Source organism: Ruegeria sp. THAF33 (genome assembly GCF_009363615.1).
Classification (GTDB): domain Bacteria; phylum Pseudomonadota; class Alphaproteobacteria; order Rhodobacterales; family Rhodobacteraceae; genus Ruegeria.
On record NZ_CP045385.1, the window covers coordinates 1 to 21800 of the forward strand.

Here is a 21800-nt window from a genome sequence, read left to right on the forward strand (position 1 = left end):
ATGTACACGCACGAAGACCTGAATGCATTGCGCAATCAATCTCTCAAACTCCAGGGGTGGATTCGTCAGCAGACCTTTAGCCCCGAGATGGAGAAGACACTCCGCCGGTTTTCGAGCTGGGAAGTGTCCGAGCTGATCTTCCGGGTCAACCAGTCAACCTTTCGCGGAAAGCTGGCCGCTGATCCGTCTCTGCCCGGAGGCGAGGTTGAGCCCGAGGGGCGGCAGCGCTGGTTCAGCCTGGAGGAGGTGAATGAGTTGCGGCGGCGGCTCAAGGTGAATCGTAAATCCCTCATGCCACCGCGTCCCGAGGGCAAGCGGGCCATTCGCGCGGCCGTAGCGAACTTCAAGGGCGGGGCGGGCAAGTCAACGGTGGCGTTGCATCTTGCGCATGCTGCCGCGCTTGATGGGTACCGTGTTCTTGTCGTTGATTTCGACCCGCAGGCCACGCTGAGCCATTCAATGGGCCTGACCGATGTCGCCGAGGATTACACTGTCTGGGGGGTCATGGCGCGTGACCTGATCCGCGAGACCGAGCGCATGAACAACCGGCCCGCCGCGGCCGAGTCCGGCACCGCCCTGCCCCGCCGGGAACTGCCCCCGGCGATCACGGATATGGGGCTTGGAGATCTGCGGATCAGCGATTTCATCAGGCGGACGTCCTGGTCCACCATCGATGCGATCCCATCCTGTGCGAACGCGGCCTTCGTCGAATTTGCCTCGGCACAGTATCGCCACCTGAACCCTGAATGGTCTTTCTTTGCCGCAGTGTCCCGGTATCTGGATCAAATCCCTGACGACGCCTATGACCTGATCCTGTTCGATTGCCCGCCGGCCATTGGGTATCAGTCCATGAACGCGGTGTTCGCGGCGGACATGTTGTACATTCCGTCTGGCCCCGGGTACTGGGAATATGACTCGACCACGTCTTTTATCGGTCAGTTGGCAGAAGCTTTGGAGGACCTGGCCTACGGGTTCGACAAAACCTTACCCACGGGTAAGATCGGTCTTCCCAAAACCTTCTGCGAACTGCGGTTCCTGCTTACAAGGTACGAGCCCGGAAACGCTTTGCATCTGGCGATGTTTGACGCGTTCCAGAAAGTCTTCGGAGACCACGTCGCCCAGCACCCTGTTGAAATGACCCGCGCGGTCGAGCAATCCGGCCGCTTTCTGAGCTCGGTGTACGAAATGGATTATCGCGAAATGACCCGCGAAACCTGGCGTCGGGCCCGTTCGACGTTCGACAATGTTTACGAGGAATTCCGAGGTGTGATGCTGTCTGCCTGGGACAAGCTGGAGGATGACGCATGAGCCGCAAGCGCAGAATGTTTGATATCGACCTGCCCGCAATGGATGACATTCCTGTCGGCAAGGTTCCGGACAAGGTTCTTGAAAAGCGGCGAGGCCCGATGGCTGCGGCCATTTCGGAAAATGCTGATGCGCTGCGCGACCAGCAATCGACGGAAGAAACCATTCGCGCAGAAAACGATCGTCTTGCGCATGAACTCGTGCGCCTGCGTTCCGAAGGTCTGGTGACCGAACGTGTAGCATTGGCTGACATTTTGTTTGAAAAGCTGACGCGGGATCGTAAACCCGGGCCGGATCCGGAACTGGACGAGCTAAAAGCGTCAATTCAGGAAATCGGATTGTCCAACCCCATCCGACTTGAGCGTCGCTCAGATGGACGATTTGAACTGATCCAGGGGATGCGGCGCCTGTCTGCCTATCGGGTCTTGTATGAGGAAACGGGCGATGAGTCTTATGCCAGAATTCCAGCGGGTATTTCAGAGGCGGGCGATCTCGACAGCAGCTACCGGCGCATGGTGGATGAGAACCTGATCCGCAAGGATATCTCGTTTGCGGAAATGGGTGCTCTGGCGCGCGCGTATGCCGAAGACCCGGCAAATGATTGCCCGGATGTAGACAAGGCGGTTTCCACTCTGTTCAAATCCGCCAGTTACACAAAGCGGAGTTACATTAGGTCATTTGCCAGTTTGCTGATGATGTTGGACAAGGTTCTGAAACATCCGAACGACATTCCGCGCAACGTAGGCGTAGAGCTGAAGCGCAAGCTGGATGCAACGCCCGGTCTGGTGCGCCAGGTGAGTGCCGCGGTCATGAGCGAGCCAGACCGTGACGGAGCGCGTGAGGTTGCTATCCTCAGGTCATTTCTGGGCGCGCCGGAAACAAGCGTGGCAAAGAAGGCTCCGGTTGAAAGTGCCGATAAACCACGACGTGCAAAGACCACGTTTCAGGTATCAGGGCGGGCAGGGATCGCCAAGTGCTCGGCATCCAGTGGTCGAATTGAGTTGAGATATGATTTGGACTTTACGCGTGTTGATCGCAGCAAACTTGAGGCGGCAATAGCTGCTTTCATCGATGCTCTTCCCGAGGAAGACGATCTTACCCACGGGTAAGGTTTGGTTTGAAGGTCCGAGAAAAGGCGCCGGTCGAATCCGGCGCCTTTGTCTTGTCGCTAATGCCTGGACGTTCTCAGCAAGGGATTACTGCCCATAAGTTGTTTTGCCTTGAATTCGTGTCCCGTGATCGATGCTGCCGCAGCTTGAGACGGGGCTTGTGGCTTCGATCATTGACGTCGGTTCAGGAACGGTCATTTTCACGGAGTGTTGTCGGGGCCTAAAACTACGGCGTCTTGTTCGGGTTCGTACGTTCAGATCACGGAAGGGCGCTCGATACCTGCTCGAGATTTCGGCATGCAACATGTGACAGGGTAATAAGGTGATATGACGGCTACTCACTGCACACAATCTCGGTTAGAACAATTATATATGATAAGAAAAATTATCAAATGTTATAGTGAAATCGTGTTGTGGAAAAGTAAGGATCAAAAATCCAAAATTATGCGCACAAGCGGAGAGGCGGCCTGAAAACACCTGCGGTTGGCAATGCTTTGCTGCTCTACAGTGTAAGGTTTTGTTGCAAAGATTTGAGCCCGTTGAGTTGTTTCGGCAATCGCTTGTGAGTCAGGTGGCGAGCTCAGCAAACTGCTGAAATGGGCAGAGTCCGGGCGTGATTTGACCCTTGCGGATCATGTGCGCCACTTCTATTCCGTCAAGCGTTGCCGCCGCTGAAGCAAAGGCCTTGAACCCCAGCATTGGCCGAGTGCGTCTCTTGATGAAACGGTGGTCCTGTTCCACGATATTGTTCAAGTATTTCCGCCTCACCATCTCAATTGGGATCGGGCAGCCAAAGCTTTTGAGCATTTTGTTGATGGCCTTGATGCCGGCGGTGTTGGCACCGCTCTTGTCGATCACAATCTTCTTCGGCAACCCATTGATCTCCAACATCCTGGCGAAGAACTTGGTGGCGGCTGGTTTGTTGCGACGTCGCGAAAGCATGAAATCAAGGGTCTTGCCGTGCTTGTCGACAGCTCGATAGAGGTAAACCCACGCGCCTTTAACTTTGATGTAAGTTTCGTCCATTCTCCACGAACGATTACAAGGCCCTTTGCGGCGACGTGCTGCCTCAGCGATTGCACCAGAATACCGTGTTACCCACCGGTTCAGCGTGGTGTGGTCCACTGAAACACCGCGCTCGGCCATGATTTCTTCCAGATCCCGGTAAGACACACCGTATCGGACATAGAAAAACACCGCGAACAGGATCACATCCTTCGGATATTGCGCGCCTTTGAAGGAAACCATGAACTGACTTTCGACTGATTTTACCGAAAGTCATTCACCCGCAGCATCTGACCTCGTCAACAGCCAAAAGTTTGCAACAGATCCGTCGCAAGAACAACGTTACCAACCGAAAGCAGCTCGTCACGCTGAGCATCGATTTCGTCTTCGAAGACGGTCGCTGGCAGATCACCCGTGAAGTGATCATGACCCGCGCAGACGAGGCATAGCCAATGCGGCATCTCTCTTTGACACTGGCCGCCATGCTCGTCGCTTTCACGGCTTGGGCCGAAGATGCCCCTCGTGACGTACAAGCCGAGCTATTGGCCTTCAACGATCGTTTCAATGCGCTCGCAGCGGATTACGATGTGGAGGGTCTGGTGGGCTTATATGCCGACACGTCACTCTGGATTTCGCCAGACACTCGGCCAGTTCCCGGTCAGCAAGGCGCATCCGAAGTCTTTAGTTTCATGAGCGCTCAACAAGCCACCAATCTGCATTCTGTGGACGTGCTTGAGGTCTCGGAAGACGGCACGCTCGCAATGATGGTCGGGAACGCAGACATCTCAATTCCATCTATGAACGTCGAGTTCACTGGCACACTTCAGTTTGTGATGCGTTGGTCTGACGGTGAGTGGAGGATCTTGAGTGACATGTACAACGTGCATGAAGGCTAAACTGGGCCGGCAGATGCCGACTGCTTCTGCGAAGAGGTCGTCTATCTATCGCGCAGCATTGGCGGTTTTGGGGTCTCCTTCACATTTCGGCGCGCGGCGGATGAACGGCTGGTCTAATGTCCAACACGCATTCGTTGCATCGTGCTTGGACCAAACGGACATCCAGGCTATAACACTCAAAGTCCACCTCACTTAGTGAGGGGTCGTATGGCCCTACATCCACCATTCATAAGCCTTACATCCGGCTTGCGTATTTCTGGCAACTTAATCGCACCAACGAACAGATCAACTAGAACGGTTTCATGCGCCATCAGGGCATAACATCCGATCCGCCGCGAGGTGATCAATGAGCGTACGCACGCGTGTCGTGAGGTGCCGGTTATGTGGAAAAAGCGCGGCCACAACATAGGGTGCGACGCGGTGGTCGGCAAAAAGTTCGACCAGCTCACCGGATTTCAGGGCCTCTGCGACAGTGTAGGCCGGGCATCGTGCGATGGCGGCGCCTGCTGCGGCAATGCGGGCCGATCCTGCTGGTGCGCTCATTCGAAAGCGCCCGTTGACCTGCACCGCTTCTTCTTGGCCGTCGATGTCAAATCTCCAAACAGTGGGCTCTGTCATATTGCCATCCAGAATGCATTCGTGGGTGGCAAGTGTGCGTGGGTGGGCCGGTGTCCCTGCACGTTGCAGATAGGCAGGAGAGGCACAAACGACCAAGGGCATGCGACCAAGCTGGCGCATTTTAAGTGAGCTGTCGCGCATGGGGCCAATCCGAATGGCAAGGTCGATCCCTTCTTCGATAATCGAGACCCTGCGGTCTGAGAATTGCAGGTCAAGTTCCACATTCGGGTGTTTTTCTGCAAACCGCACCAGCGATGGCGCAAGACGTAGTGCGCCAAAGCCGGTGGGTGCAGAGATGTGGATCACACCGCGCAGCGAGGCCTGTTCATTTTTCACGCGTTCTTCAAGCTCATCAAACCCATCAAGAAGCGGCTCGCACAGCGCCAGATATGTTGCGCCCGCATCAGTCAAAGCCACGCTGCGCGTCGTGCGGTTAAGCAGTTGCACACCGAGCGCGTTTTCCAGATCAGCCACGTATTTGCTGACCAAACGCGCAGATCGCCCCATGCGCTGTGCCGCGACGGTGAATGAGGCGTTCTTTGCGACCAGCGCGAACGCGCGCATGCGATCAATCTTGTCCATTTTATTGCGCCCTTTCAGGGCTTAAACTTACACCAAAACCGGCAATTATCGCAATGCAATGTAGCAGGTATGTCATTCCAAGACGCTAAAACTGACTGGAGACACTGATGTCAAACGCCGTTCGCATTCACCATTTCGCCAAATCAGGTCACGCGCATCGTGCCCTGGTGTTCGCCAAACTTGCCGGGATTGCACATGAAGCCGTGCCGGTTGATCTTGCCGCTGGTGCGCATAAGTCGCCAGAATTTCTTGCCATGAACCCGAATGGCCAGGTTCCGGTTCTGGAAGATGGCGATGTGATTGTGCCAGATTCAAATGCGATTCTTGTCTACCTTGCCCGGTCTTATGCGCCTGACTGGATTCCCAGCACTGCATTTGAAGAGGCCGAGGTTCAGCGCTGGCTCACGCTTGCGGCTGGGGAAATTGCCTTCGGGTCCTGTGCCGCACGGTTGATCACTGTTTTTGGGGCGCCTTTGGACGCAGATTTCGCAGCCGCAACCGCCGAAAAAGCGATGCAGAAACTGGAACAGGGGCTTGAGGGCCGTGAATGGCTTGTCGGTGATCGCCCGACGATCGCGGATGTGGCGACATATTCGTACACGGCACATGCGCCCGAGGGGAACGTGTCGCTGGATCCCTATCCCAACGTGCGTGCGTGGCTTGCTCGTTTTGAAGCCTTGCCCGGGTTTGAGGCGATGCCCGCAACCGCCGTTGGCCTGCTGGCCGAATAAGGAGACATGTGATGTGCAAGGAAGCACCCCGCCATCCTTTACCGCCTTTCACCAAGGAAACGGCCATCGAAAAGGTGCGCCTTGCTGAAGACGGGTGGAACAGCCGTGACGCTGCCAAGGTCGCGCTTGCCTATACGCCGGACAGCAAGTGGCGTAATCGGGCCGAGTTTCCCGAAGGACGTGCCCAGATTGAAGAATTCCTGACACGCAAATGGGCGAAGGAATTGGACTATCGCCTGATCAAAGAGCTGTGGGTTCATGATGGGAACCGCATCGCGGTGCGATACGCCTATGAATACCATGATGACAGCGGGAATTGGTTTCGCGCCTATGGCAACGAAAACTGGGAGTTCGACGAGAACGGCTTTATGGAACGTCGGTTCGCCAGCATCAACGAGCACCCGATTGCTAAGGCGGATCGCAAGTTCCGCTGGCCGCTGGGGCGGCGACCAGACGATCACCCAAGCCTAAGTGATCTGGGACTTTAATCCATCATTCGGGGGCATCGAAATGCCCCCGAACGAGAACTCCAAAGGCAATGGCGGAAGGATCCGACAATGACGCAGATACATCTGTCACATAAGGGGGAGCTGCTGCTGCAAGAACGGCGTAACACACCCAAAGAGCTTAGAGCCGCCATTCCACAATATATTAGCAGCGACATGCCGCAGCAGCACGCTGATTTCTTCGCGGGTCTGCCCTATTTGCCACTGGCAACGCTTGACCAGCAGGGGCGGCCTTGGGTCAGCCTTTTGGTGACGGCGTCGGAGGATGATCCAACGCTCGGCATCAAACAGGGTGGGCGCAATACGACCGATGTCGTCGCCGAAACATCCCCCTTTGACCCTTTTGCGCGCGCCTTTCAGCAATCTGCGATGCCCGCTGATCAAAGGCGGCTCTTTGCAGGGGTCGGAATTGATTTCAGGAACCGTCGTCGCAACAAGATCGCCGGAGCAATTGGCGTTGCATCTGTTGAGGATTCCGGAAAACTGCGGCTTCGGCTGATTTCCGACCAGCATCTCGGAAATTGCCCGAAGTACATCACCGTGCGCGAGGTGACACATGTGCAGCGTACTGCGGAGCTTTTGCATGACAGTTTTGATACACGGACAGAGGCCTTGCCTGAAATTGCTAAAGCCGTGGTTGATCAATCAAGCACAGTATTCTTGGCAACAAAATACACCGCTGTAGATAATGTTGCGGACACGCAATCGGATATGGGCGTGAACCATCGCGGCGGCGCGCCGGGCTTTGTCCGCCTCTACGAAGAACAAGATGGCGAGCAGATCACGACCTATCTCGTTTTGCCGGATCATTCCGGCAATCGCTTTTATCAATCCTTGGGCAATATCGAGACAGACCCGCAGGTAGGTCTTGTGTTCCCCGATTTCACCACGGGCGATGTGCTTTACATCACTGGCGAGGCTGAAAATCTGGCTGACGATGAAGCCGAGGCCCTGATGCCGCGCACCAATCTGCTGACGCGCATCAAGGTGACGGGGGCGGTACTGGTCAAAGAAGGGCTGAACCTGAAACTGACATCCGAGGAGCAGCTCTCGCCCTATAATCCGCCGGTCAGGCTGTTGCGGCAAGAACTGGAACAGATGGGGCACGCCCCCTTGGCCGAGGGCAAGGAGGCGCTCTCTGCCACACTCGTTTCAACACAAACTCTGTCCGACAGCATCAAAACATTCAAATTCAGGCTCTCGTCCCCCATCAATGCACCCTTGCCGGGTGGGTTCGGTGTCTTTGACTTCTCAGAACTTCTGGACCGGGGTTACAGCCACATGAACGAGGCAAACCCCCAGATGGTGAACGAAGATTTCGTCCGGACCTGGACGCTATCCAGTGCACCGCAATTTGACCAGAATACCAATGCGTTCTGGGCAACCGACAAGGTCAGCGTTACAGTCAAACGCAAACCGGGCGGGTTGATGTCAAATGTCCTGCACGACAATGCCGCTGCGCTTGTCGCCAACTCTCTGCCCGTCGCCTTCAAGGGGACCGGCGCAGGGTTCACTTGTTTCAAAGAGGGCCCTGACGGCACGGCCCCAACTGTCCCGCCAAAGATGCTTTGGATCGCTGGCGGTGTTGGCATTACACCATTCATGTCGATGTGGGACGGGATCGTGCAGATCGCAAAGACAAATCCGGATCAGATGTCGACCGACATCGTGCTTTTGTACGCCGGACGGGGTGACGATATTAACGTTTTGAACCACTTCAGGCCGCCGCAGGGCGCACTACCCGATCACGTGAAGTTCCGCATCGCTGCCTTTCAAAGCACAAGCACGTCGCCTTCTGCTGCACGGTCTGCTATGGATAGTCTGTACGAATTGGTTCCCAGCAACATACTGAAACTAGAAAAACGACGCATGGGGATTGAAGACATTCAATCCGTCACAGAGCTGAACGCGCGTGAAGTATTCATGTGTGGACCTGGCGGCTTGATGAATGGAACCGAAGCAATGCTCACCGAATTGGGCGTCGAAGAGTCTCGACGTCACCGCGAAACATTTATCTTCTGATTTCGTCGTCCGGCCAAATGTGGAAATTCGCACTGGTCTGAGCATCGGTGAGTATGGGCTCAGAGCCGCCGAGTGCGCATGCAGCGCCGTTGCAGTCGGCCGGCTTCTTAAAACTTCCATTGCGAAAGACGATATAATCCTGCCGCCAGCGCGTTGCTGATGATTGGGTTTGGAGGGAGGATCGAAGGGTTGTGTCGCAAATTTTGAACTGAGATTGACGAGCACTCAGGTTTCACAGTCTCTTCCCGTCGAATAGTTTTCGAACAGGTTTTAAGTATGATCTCTCTGAAAGGCTGCCACTTTCCCAAGGATGCAGTTCTTTACGCTGTGTATTTCTATTTGCGGTACACAGTGTCGTATCGTGATTTGGAAGAGATCATGGCCGAACGCGGCGTGCAGGTGGACCACGCCACTCTCAACAGGGGTTCTGTCGCAAATTCCTTTGAATGACGAGAAGGCAACGCAGGCGGGTTGATTATCCTGCCAGTTGGATGAACTGCTGAAACGGACGGATTCCGGGCGTGAATTGACCTTTGCGGATCATGTTGACCAGTTCTATGCCTGCCAGGACAGATGCAGCTGAAGCGAAAGATTTGAACCCCAGCATTGGCCGGATACGCCGTTTTATGAAGCGATGATCCTGTTCAATGATGTTGTTGAGATACTTCTGCCTCACCATCTCGATCGGGATCGGACAACCAAAGCCTTTCAGCATCTTGTTAATTGCTTTGATACCGGCTGTGTTGGCACCACTTTTGTCGATGACAATCTTCCTTGGCAAACCGTTCACCTCAAGCGCGCGGGCGAAGAACTTCGTCGCAGCGGCTTTATTCCGGCGCTCGGATAACATGAAATCCAAGGTCTTGCCGTGTTTGTCGATAGCTCGATAGAGATAAACCCAATTGCCTTTGACCCGCACATAAGTCTCATCCATGCGCCACGAACGATCTGCAGGACGCTTTCTATACCGCGCTGCTTCAGCAATGAGGCCAGAATATCGACTGACCCAGCGGTTCAGCGTTGCATGATCCAGATCAACGCCACGTTCTGCCATGATTTCTTCCAGATCCCGGTATGAAACACCGTAGCGCAGATAGAAGAAAACCGCGTGCAAGATCACGTCTTTCGGAAAATGTGCGCCCTTAAATGAAATCGCCACGGTTTGCTCCTGTCATGTTCCAGCATGCGTTAACAAAACTGCGTTCGATCTGACAGGTGTGGACGGAGTTTGCGACAGAACCCGAACGCAGACATTCCCCATTTCGTGAGTTTTGCGTGTCCAATCTGAATCGGGGACGAGGGCGGGCGTTGATTGAAACCAGCAGTTTCCCACCCATGCGACAGAAACGTAAGGCCGCCTTTGGTTGACCTCTCGTGTCATACTCTTCAGTCTGGTGAGTATCTTCAGCCGCGAGGCCGCAATGATTCAAAAAAGCTTGCTTATTATCCTTCTTATTTACTCCTGGATTGGGTTGGCCGGTTCGGTCGGCGCTCAAACACAAGGCATCTGTGTCATAATGCAAACGGATGGGCAGGCAGTCGTTTCTGCCCGAGGAGCAGGCGCCCAACCTGCAGTCGTTGGTTTGGGTTTGGGGTTGAATGCCAAGCTGCGCACGGAAGCCGATGCAAGGGTTACCATGGCCTGCTATGATGGGCTTGAAGTTGTTGTAGGCCCGGAAAGCGAGATCGACGTGCTTGGTCTATTGGATCATGAAACGCGCCCCTTTGGACTGCGACTGATCGATGGCATCGCCGGGTTTCTTTTTTCTTCGGAAGACGGAAACGGCGTCCAGGTCAGAACCCCTTCTGCTGTTGCCGCGGTCCGTTCCACCGAGTGGGCGATGCGAGTCGAAAACAGTGCAAGCGCCATCTTCACACGTGAAGGCACGGTGTTTGTTTCTGCAGATGACACCGTTGCGCAACTAAGCCCAGGCAAAGGCATTGATGTATCCTCCTCTGGCGAAGTTGGGGCGGTCACGGATTGGGGGTCGGCGCGTATTGAGGAATTCGACGCACTTCTCGGGGCGGAATGGTAGCACGCGACGGGTTTCGACGCGTACGACGCATCACTGGGGTGATCGTGCTGCTGTCGAGCCTGTTGATCGCGATCTGGCACCCCGGGGACCGAAGTACGTTTTGGCAGGGAGTTGAAGGCAGGCTGCTCGACGCCAGATTCTTTTGGCGCGGCCCGGTGACACCCCCGGAGGGTGTCGCAATCATTGCATTTGACGATGCTGCCATGGCACAGCTTGAAACGTTTCCGCCGGCTCGATCAGCCTTGGCAGAGGCGGTGACGATTGCCTCAGAGGCGGATGCCGCAGCAATTGCTTTGGACTTTCTGTTGATTGATCCTCGTGCGGGTGACGAAGGTCTTGCTGAGGCATTGGCAGGTGCAGACGCAGTACTTGGGGTAGCCGAGGCGCCCGCTGATGCATCTCTGCAAGATCTCCAGAGCGGCGATTTTTCAGTTGTGATTGCCCCTGAGTTGGACAACCCGCTGCCCGCGTTGGGACCGGCTGAAACCTTGCGCGGTGTGGCATCGATCGGACATGTGAACCTGCGCCATGATCCCGATGGAGCAGCACGTCGGCTTATTGCTGCGCAGTATCTGGCAACTAAGGACGGCAACGCATGGTATCCGCCGCTCGCCCTTGCGGTCCTCAAGGCGGCGGATGATAAGCTGGACCTACAGTTGCGGTCATCCGAAACAGGCGGGCACCTGACAGTTGGGGACACCTTGGTCGCGCTGGACAGGCAGGGCGCTATCCCCCTGAACTTTTACGGGCAAGAAGGGACGATCCCGACCTATTCTTTCGCAGAGCTTGGGGAGGCAAACCTGCGGGACAAGATCTTGTTTGTCGGGGCCACCGCAACCGGGTTCGGAGACCGGCACGCTGCGTCCTACGATGCTACCTTTCCCGGCGTTGAGCTGCATGCAACTTTGGCTGCAAACGTGATCGAGCAGCGTTTTCTGCGTCGTGACGCGCTGACATGGTCATTGGACATCGCAGTGGCGCTGATCGCAGCCACGCTCGGATTCTTCGCCGCAAGAATGGACCGGCCCTGGCTAGGGGTTTTGGCGACCGCTACAGTGTTCAGCGTGCTGGCCCTCATGCTGCAAGCTGCATTCGTCGTTGGTTGGTGGCTGGACGGGGTCACAGCAGTCTTCTCGCTGCTGCTCGGAGCTGGTGCCGGCGCCGGGCTGCGGCTCATGGAACATCGTCGGCGTGCTGCGAACCTCGCGCTCTATCAGTCGCCCCTGCTTGTTGAGCGGTTGGCAGATGCGGCCGACCCCCGGTTTGAAGCCACGGCAAGGCCCGCCGTTGTTTTGTTTGTTGATGTCGCTAACTTCACGACGCATTCCGAGAGCCTCGGCCCTGAGGGCACCGCCGATTTTTTGCGGTTGTTCCACGGGCTTGTCGAACAGTCCCTGGAACCACAGCGCGGGATCATCGCACATTTTGCCGGAGATGGCGCGATGGTTGTCTTTGGGCTGCCGGAACCCGGCCCGGACGACGCTATGCGCGCGCTGTGCTTCATCGAGGCGCTGTATGCGGCGGTTGGCACAAGTCCGGACTGGCCCGGTCTCGGGATACGGGTCGGTGGGCATGCGGGCCCGGTCCAGACCAGTGTTATCGGTGGCAAGCGCCACAAACAACTCGCAGTGAGCGGTGACGTGGTAAACACAGCCAGTCGCCTGCAGGAGTTCGCCAAATCTCAACACGTGGCTATTGCCCTCTCCGGTGCACTTCTGGAACCAGATCCGCAAACGCGCGAACGAGCAGAGAAAATGGGATTGCGCCCAGCTGGCAAACATACGCTTCGCGGTCGGATGGAGCCACTAGACATCTGGACAGGCCCGCTTCCGGGCACAGTCGAGTCCTAGGTGTCCGTCGTCAGAGTTTTCCGGACAGCGCAAGCAGTTTCGTAACGGAGGCTCTGGTTCGGTTTCTGTCTGAGTTTAGGCTGCAGCGGCTTGATGCTGCAACCGACGTTTTCGGATTGTCTTTTTCTTGATCTCCTCTCTCATCTTCAGGATCTTTGCCCCGCGACCGTGGTAGACATCGTCATGAGCTGTTCCAGAATGCTGCGATCGGTCATCGAACCCTCTTCCGAAGCTACATCGCAATTATGGCTGTTTCTGCCCGTGTCGGCCAGAGCGGCAGGCAAAGCGCACCGCCCTGATCACAGGCATCAAAGACCCGAGATATCCACATACACCCGGTAATCCGCGATCCTGTCCTCGCGAAAGTTGAAACGTGCAGCAAAGCGCACGTCGTGCGTGCTTTGATCCTTGCGCGTATAGTGGACCGTGCCGTCGCAGAACGCGGTATCGCCGCTAGACCAGATGCCGGTGATGGTGTGTTGCATACCCTGGATCGTGGCAAAGAAATCCGCGTTCGCAGCTTGCACGGCTATGCGCCCGTCAATCTGTTCGAAATTGCCAAGCTGGAATTGCACGTCTTCGGTCACATGTTCAACAACACCGGCTTCGTCGAGCGCGTCAACCGCGGTATAAAGGGACGCGATCCGGGGCGCGTGGGCTGCGGTGGTGGGGGCCGTGATTTGCATCTTCTGGTTTCCTTTTGTGTTTGAACGTTATCGGTGGGTCTAAGTCTGTTTAGCCTGTGACCGTCGGTGCAGGACCGGCGGGAGTTTCAGGTAGCCGTTGGTGACGGCTAGCCCAAGGAACAAGATTGCGAGGGACCCCAGCAGCCCAAGGCCAAGAGGTTCGCGAAAGACAATTGCCCCGATTGCGATGCCGGAAAGCGTGGCAAAATAGCCGACCTGCGCGAACCCAACGCCATCCGTGCGCCGCTGTACTTCGAAGGTCAGCGCATAGCTGAGCGCGGTGATGAATCCGATGCCGAGGATTGCGCCAAGCAGGGCAGGGGGCACCGAGACGTCGCTGATTGTGCTGCCGCGTCCCAGTAACAGGGCGGAAATCAACAACAGCTGTGACAGAAGCGTTCCGGTCGCCAGCCCCAACGGATCGCCGCCGGGCGGGTAGGCATAGCTGCGAAAGACGTTGCCGCAGGCCAGAAACAAGGGCCCCAAAAGCGACAGGGCAATCCACGCCGGCTCGACACCCATCAGGTCAAACCCACCCATGGTAGCAAGGCTGACCCCAGTAAGGCCGATCAGAATACCAACTAGGCGGTGCAACGGCAGCATCCTGCGCGCGATCAGTGCCGTTATCGCGAAGGTAAACAGCGGTGACAGCGTGACGAGGGCGGAATAGAACCCAAGGCTCACGTGCTCCAGCACCAGAAACCCGATCACAGCGGGGCCGCTGACACCGAAAACTCCGGCACCGACATAATAGGGGATGTGCCGCGTGTTGAGCACCACGCGCTTCTTCGACAGCAAGCACAACGCCAACAGCGCGATGCTGGCCAGCAAAACCTGCCAGAACAAAGCGGTCAGAGCTGATATTCCCGCCATCGAGACGAATTTGGACAAAGTGAAACTGACCCCCACCAGGACACCGATGGCCATGATCAGCGCTGATACAGGGGATCTTCTGACAATATCAGGCATCACGCGGCCCCCATTTCCGGCACATCGGCTGAGGGCATGGAAGCCGGGCCGATCGGGACAATTCCGCTGGGGTTGATGTGACGATGGCTGAGGAAATAATGCTGACGGATATGGGCCATGTCCACAGTGTCGGCCACGCCCGGCAACCCCATGATGTCGGCCAGATAGCGGGGCAGGGCGACATAGTCGCTGATGCGTTTGTAGTCGGTCTTGAAGTGGGTCACATAGACCGGGTCAAACCGCAGAAGTGTCGGAAACAGTTTCAGGTCAACCTCTGTCAGCACGTCTCCGGCCAGGAACCGGCGTTGGCCAAGCGTTTCCTCAATCGCGTCGAGACAGGCAAAGAGCGCTGTTACGGCCTCGCCATACGCGATCTGGTTGGTTGCAAACCCGGCGCGATAGACGCCTTCGCGGATCGGTGACTGAATTTGTTCGGCGATCCGGTCGATTTCGTCGCAAAGATGGGACGGGCGAAGATCGGGTTCCGTAGCATTGGGAAACGCCGTCTGAAGCATGCGCACGACTTCGGCCGATTCGGTGCTGACGATCCGGCCCGTCACCTTGTCCAGCAGCACTGGCACGCTGATCGGACCCGTGTAATCCGGTTTGGCGCGCTGATAGGCTTCGTAAAGGAAGCGGGTGCGTTCTACGCCGCTTTGGTCGTTGAACAGGGTCTGGTCGATGACCCATCCGTTTTCCGACATGATCGGGTCCATCCAGGTGATGCTGAACGCATCGCGCAATCCCTTCAAAGTCAGAACCAGATCGACGCTATGACACCAGGGGCAGGCTTTGGACAAGTACAGGTGATACCGGCCCGCCGTGTTCGGGAAAGGGGCGCCCGGCTGCGCGCTGATGTGGCTCCTGAATGGGCTTTGCAGGCGGTGAAAACGGCCGTCCGAGGCCGGCGGTTTATCACGCAGTATTCCGTTGATGAGCATCTTGGGCATGTCAGCCTCCGGCGTTAGCAGGACTTGCCCACAACCTATTTACCTTCCATTACGGTGATAATCGTGTGAATTTGAAACTTATAGGTGAGAATAATTCGCCCAAAGGAAGCGAAACATGACTGAAATTGGCGCAATCCCCGTTTTTGTTGCTGTGGCGGACCATGGCGGGTTCGCAGCCGCCGCCCGGCATCTGGGTCTGACGAAATCAGCCATCAGCAAGCGGATCGGTGTACTAGAGGCACATCTGGGAACGCAGCTCTTTCATCGGTCGACGCGGTCCATCTCACTTACCGAGGCGGGTGAGATCTATCTGGCCCATGCGGCGCAGGCGCTTACCGCAGCGCAGGACGCCGAAGACGCGATTGCGGCGTTGCAGGGGCAACCGGTTGGATTACTCCGGCTCAGCACACCCATGTCTTTCGGGCAATTGCACGTTGCTCCGCTGATCGCCGCATTTCTCAGGCAATATCCAGGGATCAGACTAGATCTCACGATGGACGACAAATTTGTCGACCTTGTTGAAGGAGGCATCGACGTCGCCTTACGTGCCGGAACCTTGCCGGACTCGGCCCTGATCGCACGCAAACTTGCTCCGATCCACAGCGTGATCGTCGCTGCGCCGGACTATCTTGCGCAGTCCGGAACGCCAGAAACACCTGAGGATCTTCTGACACACACCTGCCTTCACTACGCCTATTCGCGCGACTCTTCGGAATGGCGCTTGGCCGGTCCCGAGGGCGACGTGCGGGTTCAGACGTCCGGCGTTCTGCGCGTGAACAACAGTGAGGCCCTGTGCACCGCGCTGCTTGACGGGCTTGGCATCGGTCGCCTGCCGACCTTTATTGCCGGGGCCCACCTGACCAATGGCCGTCTGGTCAGGGTGCTGTCCAACTATCGCCTGCCCGAGCAGGCGCTGTACGCCGTCTTCCCCGAACGAAAACACATGCCTGCGAAAGTTCGGGCGTTTCTGGATTTCGTTGTGGAGCGCGTCGGGCAAGACGTGCCCTATTGGGATATGGATGCAGGCCCGCTTTAGGGGCGCAGGCCGCGAATGAGTATCTCGATTGTCTGTTTCTGCAATCTTGAGTGGCGCGCATCAGACATGCTGAACAGCCCCTTGTGCAGGATCATGCCGTCCACGATGCTGGCAAACGCGCGTCCCAGGTCGTCTGCATCCGCCTCGGCACGTATCTCGCCTGCTACCTGAAGCTGCCGGATCTGATTTGTGTAGAATGCGCCGAGGCTGTCAAAAAACGCGGCGACCTTGGCGCTGAAGACATCGGAGGCAAAGCTTGGTCCAAAGATTTCAAAAAACACGCGGATAAACCGGGCCTGTTCGGTTTGCACATTCATTGCGTTTGAGAGTGTGTCTGCAAAGTCCGCAAGGGTCGTTGGGGCTTCAGCTTCGGTCAACCGCGTCTCGATGGATTTGAAATAGCGATCTACCATTGCCCCTGCGATGGCGTCCTTGTTCCTGAAATACAGATAAAGCGTGCCCTTTCCGAGCCCTGCGGCCTCGGCAATATCGGCAATGGTTGCGGCGTGGTAGCCTTTTTGCGCATAGACCTGCATTGCGGCATCCAGAATACCGTTTTGCATCTCTTCACGGTCGACAATCTTTGGCATGGATCTGCTTTCAATAACCTTCGGGGTGTAGTTTCGCTGATTTATGACTGGACGTCCAGTCATAACAAGATGTATATGACTGACCGTCCGGTCATAAACGATTCGGTCTACGAAAGAGACAAGCCACCAATGATCAGGGCAGGTCTGTTCCGTATGGCCAGAGATAGATGGAGAGAACGATGCGGGTCGAACCGATGAACGACGCAGGTGCGGAAGTCTGCTGGAGCTATGACGGGCCAACCGATCCGCTTGTCGGCAGTAGCGCGACCCGCGCGGAACGCTGGTTGGGATATGGTGGCGCAGGCCTGATCACGGCTTTGCTCGTGATCAGCACGTACATGGGCAGCCCACCGTTTGACAAACTCTGGCAATGGGCCGTTTTCGTGTTCTTTGCATATGACATCGGCGGCGGCGCGGTCGCGAACATGCTCAATTCCTGCAAACGGTTTTATCACAGCAGGGCCGTCCCCGGCGAAGGTGCCTTTGTTCGGGCGGCAAAGAACGTGCATTTGTTCACCGCGATCCACATTCACCCCATTGTAGCCGCGGCTCTATTGGGCGGATCCGTACCCAACGCGGTCATCTGGTATCTGGCGCTGCAGGGTTCCGTCTGGCTTGTGCTGGCCGTGCCGCTTTACCTGCGCCGGCCGTTTGCAACGCTGTTCACCGTCGTCGCGGTGATCGCCGAATACAATTTTCTGTCACTGGGCGATGGACTGGAATGGTTCATTCCCTGCCTTTTCATCAAGATGGTCATGGGTCACGCGGTTCAGGAAGAGCCCTATGCACCCCGCGCGCCTTCAGACCCAAGAGAAAGAGCGCGCAAATGAAAACCGTGTTCATTGCCGGGGCGACCGGATATCTCGGTCGACATATTGCGAAACTGTACCTGTCCAGCGGCTGGCATGTCCGTGCCCTGGTCCGAAACAGTGAACAGGCGCGTGTCTCCGGACTGGACGCCAGCGAGTATTTCGTAGGCGAGGCCACCCGGCCCGAGACGCTGCGCGGCGCCATGGATGGCGTCGATCTGGTGATTTCTTCGCTGGGCATTACACGACAGCGCGACGGTCTGACGTATGAAGAGGTCGACTATCAGGCCAACGTAAATCTGCTTGAAGAAGCCCTTGCAGCCAAGGTCGGTCATTTCGCCTATATTCACGTGCTGAACGCCGACAAGATGCCGGACGTTCCGCTTGTGGCCGCAAAGCAGGCATTTGCGGATCGTCTGGACGCCGCGCCCATCACATCCACTATTGTCGCACCGTCAGGATTCTTTTCCGACATGGCGGATTTTCTGAATATGGCTAAGTCCGGCCGTGTCTGGCTGTTCGGAACCGGGCACTTAAGGCTCAACCCGATTGACGGTTCCGATCTGGCCAGGGTCGTCATGTCGGCCATTGAGGAGGGGCGCACATTTGTCCCGGTCGGAGGCCCGGACATCTTTACCCAGACAGAACTGGCCGAGGCCGCGTTTGCAGCGCTGGGGCAACCTGCGAAAATCACCTACCTGCCGGATTTGACCCGCAGACTGGCCCTGAAGATTCTGCCATGGGTGACGCCCGCTCACGTACACGGGCCAGCTCTGTTTTTCCTGTCGGCGATGGGGCACGAAATGGTTGGCGAGCCGACCGGAATCGAACACATTGCGGACCATTTCAATGCACTTGTCGCGGAAGAACAATGACGGCATGTGCCCGATTTTTTTGTGGGGTCGTATATTCTGCCTGACTGGTTCGCCCAATACACTTTCGGAGAGTTCGCCATGCTCGTAGACCCGCATCTGCCAGACTATTAATTCGCCGAGGGTTCTGTCGCGAACTCCGTCCCCACCTGTCAGATCGAACGCAGTTCTGTTAACGCGGGCTGGAATATGACAGGAGCAGGCCGTGACGATCTCGTTTAAGGGTGCGCATTTTCCGAAAGACGTGATTTTGCACGCGGTTTTCTCAGTGCTTTTTCGCGACGACATATCGACTAGGCAGCATTCCGGCCTGATCCGAGGTCTCTATTACCTCGAAGCCGGTGTTGACAATTTTCCGTTCGAGTTGTTGCGCGGAGATAAAGTTGACAAAGGGCGCTTTCCCAAGAGCTTGCATGATCGGGATCGCGATCCGACGGATCATCGCGTATTTGAAGCCGCCGTTCTTCGGAGCGCATACAGTTTTCGAAATGAAAACCCCACCGGGCTTCGTCAATGAAAATATATGCGCGAGCGCATCTTCGAGGTCAGGCACGAGATGAAGCAGGTTGTGTGCCAGGATCGCATCATACGATCCCTCATCAATTTGATGCTCCAGAACTTCAGCCACTTTGAATGTTACGTTTTCCAGGCCTTCTTCCGCGCGCTTTTCATTGGCAATCTCGATCATACCTAACGCAAGATCCGTCGCGGTAACATGGGCAACGTGCGGCGCAAGTAGAAGCGCCGTTGAACCCGTCCCACAGCCAATTTCCAACACGTTGTCTTCCGCTTTAAGATAAGACTTCGTGCGCTCGAGCGTGTTCAGGTATCCTTCCATGTTCCGGATAGGATCAGCAGCGTACTTGCGCGATATCTTGCTCCAGAATGCGGCGTCCTTGGACAAAGTAGCCATTGTATTTCTCGCTTTAATAGGTGGTTGATGCACCCGATACTTTCAAACGCGGCCTTATGGAATTGCCAAAGTTCGCAGAATTGTTATGCATAAATGCATGAATTGGAAGGCCATCAACTTCGACTGGAACCAGGTGCGGTCTTTTCTCGCGACCGCGGAAGAAGGCTCGTTTTCCGCGGCGGCACGTGTGCTTGAGCAAACTCAGCCTACAGTAGGTCGCCAGGTTGCCAACCTGGAGCAGTCACTCGGCATCACCTTGTTTGAACGGGTTGGTAAATCGCTGAAACTGACAGCTGCCGGCACCGAGCTTTTGTTGCACGTCCGGGAAATGGCAGATGTTGCGAGCAGGATCTCACTGACCGCGACAAGCCAGTCACAAGCTATCGAAGGGCAAGTCAGGATAACCGCGTCCGACGTGATGTCAGCGTTTCAGTTACCGCCGATCCTGAAGCAGATCAGGCTTGCGGCGCCACGTCTTGAGATCGATGTTGTCGCTGCAAATGATATACGTGATATTCAGCGGCGTGAAGCCGATATTGCCATCAGACATGTACGCCCGACGCAACCAGATTTGATTGCAAGACTTGTGGCAGAGGCGACAGCAAACTTTTATGCGGCACCTTCGTATCTTGACCAGGTTGGGCGTCCCAAAAACGCAGACGACCTCGCCAAACTGGACTTCGTGGGGTTTGGAGATGTGGACACAATGATCGGCTTTCTAAATCCAGCTGGCATTGACGTCACAAGGCAGAACTTCCGGATCGGTTCGCAAAGCGGGATCGTTTCGTGGGAGATGGTGCGTCACGGATTTGGTGTCAGTGTGATGTCGGATGATATAGCCGCATTAACACCCGGTATTGAGAGAGTCTTGCCAGACCGCGAGCCCTTCAAGTTTCCGATTTGGCTAGCCACGCACTCGGAATTGCACACCGCAAAGCGGATCCGACTGGTGTTCGACCAGCTTGCGGAGCGGCTAGGCGATCAGACAAGTAGAAACACATAGGAAGGCTCAATGTCACACGCGGTCCCAACACTCCACTTGCTGTGCGGTAAAGTCGCTTCCGGTAAATCCACTCTGGCGGCGGAACTGTCGCGCCACAATTTAGCAGTTCTCATATCCGAAGATCAATGGCTGAGCGCCCTGTTTGGTGACGAGATGTCTTCACTACAGGACTATGTGAGATGCGCATCAAAACTTGGTCAGATCATGGGCCCACATGTAACATCAATGCTTGTCGCCGGGGTTTCGGTCGTCCTCGATTTCCCGGCAAATACTCTCGAAAACCGAAGGTGGGCGCGTGGGCTGATCAAAGGTACAGGGGCGGCGCAGATACTCCATTTTCTGGATGTGCCGGACGAGGTCTGTCTGGACAGGCTGCACGGGCGCAACAAAGAAGGCGCCCATGCCTTTGCCACAACCGATGATCAGTTTCGGCGTATCGCGCGGCATTTTGTTCCTCCGTCACCTGACGAAGGGTTTCAAATCATAACTCACCCCCCGAAATCCGGGCTCAAGTGAATTCACCCCGCCGCACAGAGAATGATGCGGCCACCCGGTCGCCAGTAGCGGATGGCCGTATACCCAAGATCAGTGGTGTAGTTCGTCAGGCTATGCCGTAACTTGAGGTATGTTCCCTGCTTTCTTTCGCCTCTCTTGGACCACGACCCACGCACACAACAGCGCAAGAACAACCTCTATCCCGAGCGCAGCCAGAACGCCGGCAGATGGCCGACCATCAAGGACCAGACTGATTATGCGCCCCACGGCAAAAGCCGAGAAAACGGTTGTTCCAAGCAAAGCAGCTGAGCGCGCCAAATTCTTGTTAAGAGCACCCGCCAGTATGATCAGGCCAAGTGCTGCGAGATTGGCTGCAGGTGCGCGCAATTCGCTCATGAGGTTTGGCTGCGGCGTCAATGCTATGCCGTAGCCGGTGTAGAAGGCCTGCGGATCAAGTGTGATCGCCAGACCAATGCTGGCTGCCACTAAACCGGAAAAGCCAAGGACAAGTCTGTATTTGAAGTCAATTGTCATGATCGTCTCCATCATTTGCTGGCTTGCCTCAAGCGGCTTTGGTCCATGCCCCTGACATCGCGGCTTTTTCTGCAAATTCAGCAAAGTCGCGAGGCGTGCGGCCGAGCGCGCGCTGGACACCGTCTGCGAGGTTCGCATTGCGTCCATCAAGCGTTTCCCGTGCAATGTCCGTGATGACATCCGCGATCATCTCACCATTCGCGGTTTTGACTTCCGCATGGAAGGCTTCAAAGGAAATCGGCACGTACTGCACCGTCCGGTTTTGTTGCAAAGATTTGAGCCC

At 56.1% G+C, this 21800-nt stretch carries 23 protein-coding genes and 2 pseudogenes; 15 read left to right on the forward strand and 10 right to left on the reverse strand.

From position 1 onward, the window contains the following. Both FIU92_RS17295 and FIU92_RS17300 read left to right on the forward strand, forming a co-directional pair. A complete protein-coding gene (locus FIU92_RS17295) occupies positions 1-1308 on the forward strand; it encodes an AAA family ATPase (RefSeq protein ID WP_152459953.1) in 1308 nt (435 codons plus the stop codon). Further along, positions 1305-2414 carry a ParB N-terminal domain-containing protein gene (locus tag FIU92_RS17300; RefSeq protein WP_152459954.1) on the forward strand — a complete coding sequence of 370 codons (1110 nt, stop codon included), beginning with the start codon at positions 1305-1307 and terminating at the stop codon, positions 2412-2414. Before FIU92_RS17295 ends, FIU92_RS17300 begins: the two co-directional genes overlap by 4 nt. A gap of 567 nt (positions 2415-2981) precedes the next feature. On the opposite strand, the gene FIU92_RS17305 is transcribed toward FIU92_RS17300, so the two are convergent. Beyond that, positions 2982-3662, reverse strand: a complete 681-nt coding sequence (locus FIU92_RS17305) for an IS6 family transposase (protein ID WP_152459955.1) — start codon at positions 3660-3662, stop codon at positions 2982-2984. Positions 3663-3733: 71 nt separating this feature from the next. On the opposite strand from FIU92_RS17305, the gene FIU92_RS23155 reads away from it, so the two are divergent. Together FIU92_RS23155 and FIU92_RS17310 are read left to right on the forward strand one after the other, a co-directional pair. Further along, positions 3734-3868, forward strand: a complete 135-nt coding sequence (locus FIU92_RS23155) for a hypothetical protein (RefSeq protein ID WP_256367499.1) — start codon at positions 3734-3736, stop codon at positions 3866-3868. 3 nt (positions 3869-3871) lie between these two features. Then, a complete protein-coding gene (locus FIU92_RS17310) occupies positions 3872-4315 on the forward strand; it encodes a ketosteroid isomerase family protein (RefSeq protein WP_152459956.1) in 444 nt (147 codons plus the stop codon). A gap of 300 nt (positions 4316-4615) precedes the next feature. On the opposite strand, the gene FIU92_RS17315 is transcribed toward FIU92_RS17310, so the two are convergent. Further along, on the reverse strand, positions 4616-5515 hold the full coding sequence (locus FIU92_RS17315; protein WP_152459957.1) for a LysR family transcriptional regulator: 900 nt from the start codon (positions 5513-5515) through the stop codon (positions 4616-4618). A 107-nt stretch (positions 5516-5622) separates the two neighbouring features. Between FIU92_RS17315 and FIU92_RS17320 the strand changes: the two genes are divergently transcribed. From FIU92_RS17320 to FIU92_RS17335, 4 genes and pseudogenes are all read left to right on the forward strand, one after another. Next, a complete protein-coding gene (locus FIU92_RS17320; protein WP_152459958.1) occupies positions 5623-6246 on the forward strand; it encodes a glutathione S-transferase family protein in 624 nt (207 codons plus the stop codon). An 11-nt stretch (positions 6247-6257) separates the two neighbouring features. Further along, on the forward strand, positions 6258-6734 hold the full coding sequence (locus FIU92_RS17325; RefSeq protein WP_152459959.1) for a nuclear transport factor 2 family protein: 477 nt from the start codon (positions 6258-6260) through the stop codon (positions 6732-6734). Positions 6735-6803: 69 nt separating this feature from the next. After that, positions 6804-8774 carry a pyridoxamine 5'-phosphate oxidase family protein gene (locus FIU92_RS17330; RefSeq protein ID WP_152459960.1) on the forward strand — a complete coding sequence of 657 codons (1971 nt, stop codon included), beginning with the start codon at positions 6804-6806 and terminating at the stop codon, positions 8772-8774. A 276-nt stretch (positions 8775-9050) separates the two neighbouring features. After that, a pseudogene (locus FIU92_RS17335) lies at positions 9051-9197 on the forward strand (IS6 family transposase); the annotation flags it as partial. 52 nt (positions 9198-9249) lie between these two features. Here FIU92_RS17335 and FIU92_RS17340 read toward each other — a convergent pair. Then, positions 9250-9933 carry an IS6 family transposase gene (locus FIU92_RS17340; RefSeq protein ID WP_152459961.1) on the reverse strand — a complete coding sequence of 228 codons (684 nt, stop codon included), beginning with the start codon at positions 9931-9933 and terminating at the stop codon, positions 9250-9252. 262 nt (positions 9934-10195) lie between these two features. On the opposite strand from FIU92_RS17340, the gene FIU92_RS17345 reads away from it, so the two are divergent. Both FIU92_RS17345 and FIU92_RS17350 read left to right on the forward strand, forming a co-directional pair. Further along, positions 10196-10810 carry a FecR family protein gene (locus FIU92_RS17345; protein WP_152459962.1) on the forward strand — a complete coding sequence of 205 codons (615 nt, stop codon included), beginning with the start codon at positions 10196-10198 and terminating at the stop codon, positions 10808-10810. Beyond that, positions 10804-12660: a CHASE2 domain-containing protein gene (locus FIU92_RS17350; RefSeq protein WP_152459963.1), complete on the forward strand. Its 1857-nt coding sequence runs from the start codon at positions 10804-10806 to the stop codon at positions 12658-12660. Before FIU92_RS17345 ends, FIU92_RS17350 begins: the two co-directional genes overlap by 7 nt. Positions 12661-12968: 308 nt before the next feature. On the opposite strand, the gene FIU92_RS17355 is transcribed toward FIU92_RS17350, so the two are convergent. Genes FIU92_RS17355 through FIU92_RS17365 form a run of 3 tightly spaced genes read right to left on the reverse strand, consistent with a single transcriptional unit; the run spans position 12969 to position 15265 of the window. Next, positions 12969-13346, reverse strand: coding sequence for a nuclear transport factor 2 family protein (locus tag FIU92_RS17355; protein ID WP_152459964.1), 378 nt, complete (start codon positions 13344-13346; stop codon positions 12969-12971). Positions 13347-13385: 39 nt separating this feature from the next. After that, positions 13386-14315 carry a DMT family transporter gene (locus FIU92_RS17360; protein WP_152459965.1) on the reverse strand — a complete coding sequence of 310 codons (930 nt, stop codon included), beginning with the start codon at positions 14313-14315 and terminating at the stop codon, positions 13386-13388. Further along, entirely contained in the window at positions 14315-15265 is a 951-nt protein-coding gene (locus FIU92_RS17365; RefSeq protein ID WP_152459966.1) for a glutathione S-transferase family protein, read from the reverse strand. The genes FIU92_RS17360 and FIU92_RS17365 overlap by 1 nt, the downstream gene beginning before the upstream one ends. Before the next feature lie 115 nt (positions 15266-15380). Between FIU92_RS17365 and FIU92_RS17370 the strand changes: the two genes are divergently transcribed. Beyond that, the gene (locus FIU92_RS17370; RefSeq protein WP_152459967.1) at positions 15381-16301 is read left to right on the forward strand and encodes a LysR family transcriptional regulator; all 921 of its coding nucleotides are present in this window, start codon (positions 15381-15383) and stop codon (positions 16299-16301) included. Here the strand turns inward: FIU92_RS17370 and FIU92_RS17375 are convergent. Further along, positions 16298-16891, reverse strand: coding sequence for a TetR/AcrR family transcriptional regulator (locus FIU92_RS17375; protein WP_172978526.1), 594 nt, complete (start codon positions 16889-16891; stop codon positions 16298-16300). The two genes, FIU92_RS17370 and FIU92_RS17375, sit on opposite strands and share 4 nt — an antisense overlap. 179 nt (positions 16892-17070) lie before the next feature. On the opposite strand from FIU92_RS17375, the gene FIU92_RS17380 reads away from it, so the two are divergent. Beyond that, entirely contained in the window at positions 17071-17721 is a 651-nt protein-coding gene (locus FIU92_RS17380) for a hypothetical protein (RefSeq protein WP_152459969.1), read from the forward strand. Further along, the gene (locus FIU92_RS17385) at positions 17718-18575 is read left to right on the forward strand and encodes an SDR family oxidoreductase (RefSeq protein ID WP_152459970.1); all 858 of its coding nucleotides are present in this window, start codon (positions 17718-17720) and stop codon (positions 18573-18575) included. Before FIU92_RS17380 ends, FIU92_RS17385 begins: the two co-directional genes overlap by 4 nt. A gap of 262 nt (positions 18576-18837) precedes the next feature. On the opposite strand, the gene FIU92_RS17390 is transcribed toward FIU92_RS17385, so the two are convergent. Beyond that, positions 18838-19485 carry a class I SAM-dependent methyltransferase gene (locus tag FIU92_RS17390; protein WP_152459971.1) on the reverse strand — a complete coding sequence of 216 codons (648 nt, stop codon included), beginning with the start codon at positions 19483-19485 and terminating at the stop codon, positions 18838-18840. A 97-nt stretch (positions 19486-19582) separates the two neighbouring features. On the opposite strand from FIU92_RS17390, the gene FIU92_RS17395 reads away from it, so the two are divergent. After that, positions 19583-20488: a LysR family transcriptional regulator gene (locus FIU92_RS17395; protein ID WP_172978527.1), complete on the forward strand. Its 906-nt coding sequence runs from the start codon at positions 19583-19585 to the stop codon at positions 20486-20488. A gap of 9 nt (positions 20489-20497) precedes the next feature. Further along, positions 20498-21004, forward strand: coding sequence for an ATP-binding protein (locus FIU92_RS17400; RefSeq protein WP_152459973.1), 507 nt, complete (start codon positions 20498-20500; stop codon positions 21002-21004). A 90-nt stretch (positions 21005-21094) separates the two neighbouring features. On the opposite strand, the gene FIU92_RS17405 is transcribed toward FIU92_RS17400, so the two are convergent. Together FIU92_RS17405 and FIU92_RS17410 are read right to left on the reverse strand one after the other, a co-directional pair. Beyond that, positions 21095-21532: a DUF4345 domain-containing protein gene (locus tag FIU92_RS17405; RefSeq protein WP_172978528.1), complete on the reverse strand. Its 438-nt coding sequence runs from the start codon at positions 21530-21532 to the stop codon at positions 21095-21097. A 13-nt stretch (positions 21533-21545) separates the two neighbouring features. Further along, positions 21546-21761: pseudogene (locus tag FIU92_RS17410) on the reverse strand (NmrA family transcriptional regulator); the annotation flags it as partial. Positions 21762-21800 lie beyond the last annotated feature (39 nt).

Bases quoted from the DNA above. Each gene is read 5' to 3' on its own strand.
- FIU92_RS17295 (WP_152459953.1), top strand. From the start codon at position 1: ATGTACACGCACGAAGACCTGAATGCATTGCGCAATCAATCTCTCAAA.
- FIU92_RS17300 (WP_152459954.1), top strand. From the start codon at position 1,305: ATGAGCCGCAAGCGCAGAATGTTTGATATCGACCTGCCCGCAATGGAT.
- FIU92_RS17305 (WP_152459955.1), bottom strand. From the start codon at position 3,662: ATGGTTTCCTTCAAAGGCGCGCAATATCCGAAGGATGTGATCCTGTTC.
- FIU92_RS17310 (WP_152459956.1), top strand. From the start codon at position 3,872: ATGCGGCATCTCTCTTTGACACTGGCCGCCATGCTCGTCGCTTTCACG.
- FIU92_RS17315 (WP_152459957.1), bottom strand. From the start codon at position 5,515: ATGGACAAGATTGATCGCATGCGCGCGTTCGCGCTGGTCGCAAAGAAC.
- FIU92_RS17320 (WP_152459958.1), top strand. From the start codon at position 5,623: ATGTCAAACGCCGTTCGCATTCACCATTTCGCCAAATCAGGTCACGCG.
- FIU92_RS17325 (WP_152459959.1), top strand. From the start codon at position 6,258: ATGTGCAAGGAAGCACCCCGCCATCCTTTACCGCCTTTCACCAAGGAA.
- FIU92_RS17330 (WP_152459960.1), top strand. From the start codon at position 6,804: ATGACGCAGATACATCTGTCACATAAGGGGGAGCTGCTGCTGCAAGAA.
- FIU92_RS17345 (WP_152459962.1), top strand. From the start codon at position 10,196: ATGATTCAAAAAAGCTTGCTTATTATCCTTCTTATTTACTCCTGGATT.
- FIU92_RS17350 (WP_152459963.1), top strand. From the start codon at position 10,804: ATGGTAGCACGCGACGGGTTTCGACGCGTACGACGCATCACTGGGGTG.
- FIU92_RS17355 (WP_152459964.1), bottom strand. From the start codon at position 13,346: ATGCAAATCACGGCCCCCACCACCGCAGCCCACGCGCCCCGGATCGCG.
- FIU92_RS17360 (WP_152459965.1), bottom strand. From the start codon at position 14,315: ATGCCTGATATTGTCAGAAGATCCCCTGTATCAGCGCTGATCATGGCC.
- FIU92_RS17365 (WP_152459966.1), bottom strand. From the start codon at position 15,265: ATGCCCAAGATGCTCATCAACGGAATACTGCGTGATAAACCGCCGGCC.
- FIU92_RS17370 (WP_152459967.1), top strand. From the start codon at position 15,381: ATGACTGAAATTGGCGCAATCCCCGTTTTTGTTGCTGTGGCGGACCAT.
- FIU92_RS17375 (WP_172978526.1), bottom strand. From the start codon at position 16,891: ATGCCAAAGATTGTCGACCGTGAAGAGATGCAAAACGGTATTCTGGAT.
- FIU92_RS17380 (WP_152459969.1), top strand. From the start codon at position 17,071: ATGCGGGTCGAACCGATGAACGACGCAGGTGCGGAAGTCTGCTGGAGC.
- FIU92_RS17385 (WP_152459970.1), top strand. From the start codon at position 17,718: ATGAAAACCGTGTTCATTGCCGGGGCGACCGGATATCTCGGTCGACAT.
- FIU92_RS17390 (WP_152459971.1), bottom strand. From the start codon at position 19,485: ATGGCTACTTTGTCCAAGGACGCCGCATTCTGGAGCAAGATATCGCGC.
- FIU92_RS17395 (WP_172978527.1), top strand. From the start codon at position 19,583: ATGAATTGGAAGGCCATCAACTTCGACTGGAACCAGGTGCGGTCTTTT.
- FIU92_RS17400 (WP_152459973.1), top strand. From the start codon at position 20,498: ATGTCACACGCGGTCCCAACACTCCACTTGCTGTGCGGTAAAGTCGCT.
- FIU92_RS17405 (WP_172978528.1), bottom strand. From the start codon at position 21,532: ATGATGGAGACGATCATGACAATTGACTTCAAATACAGACTTGTCCTT.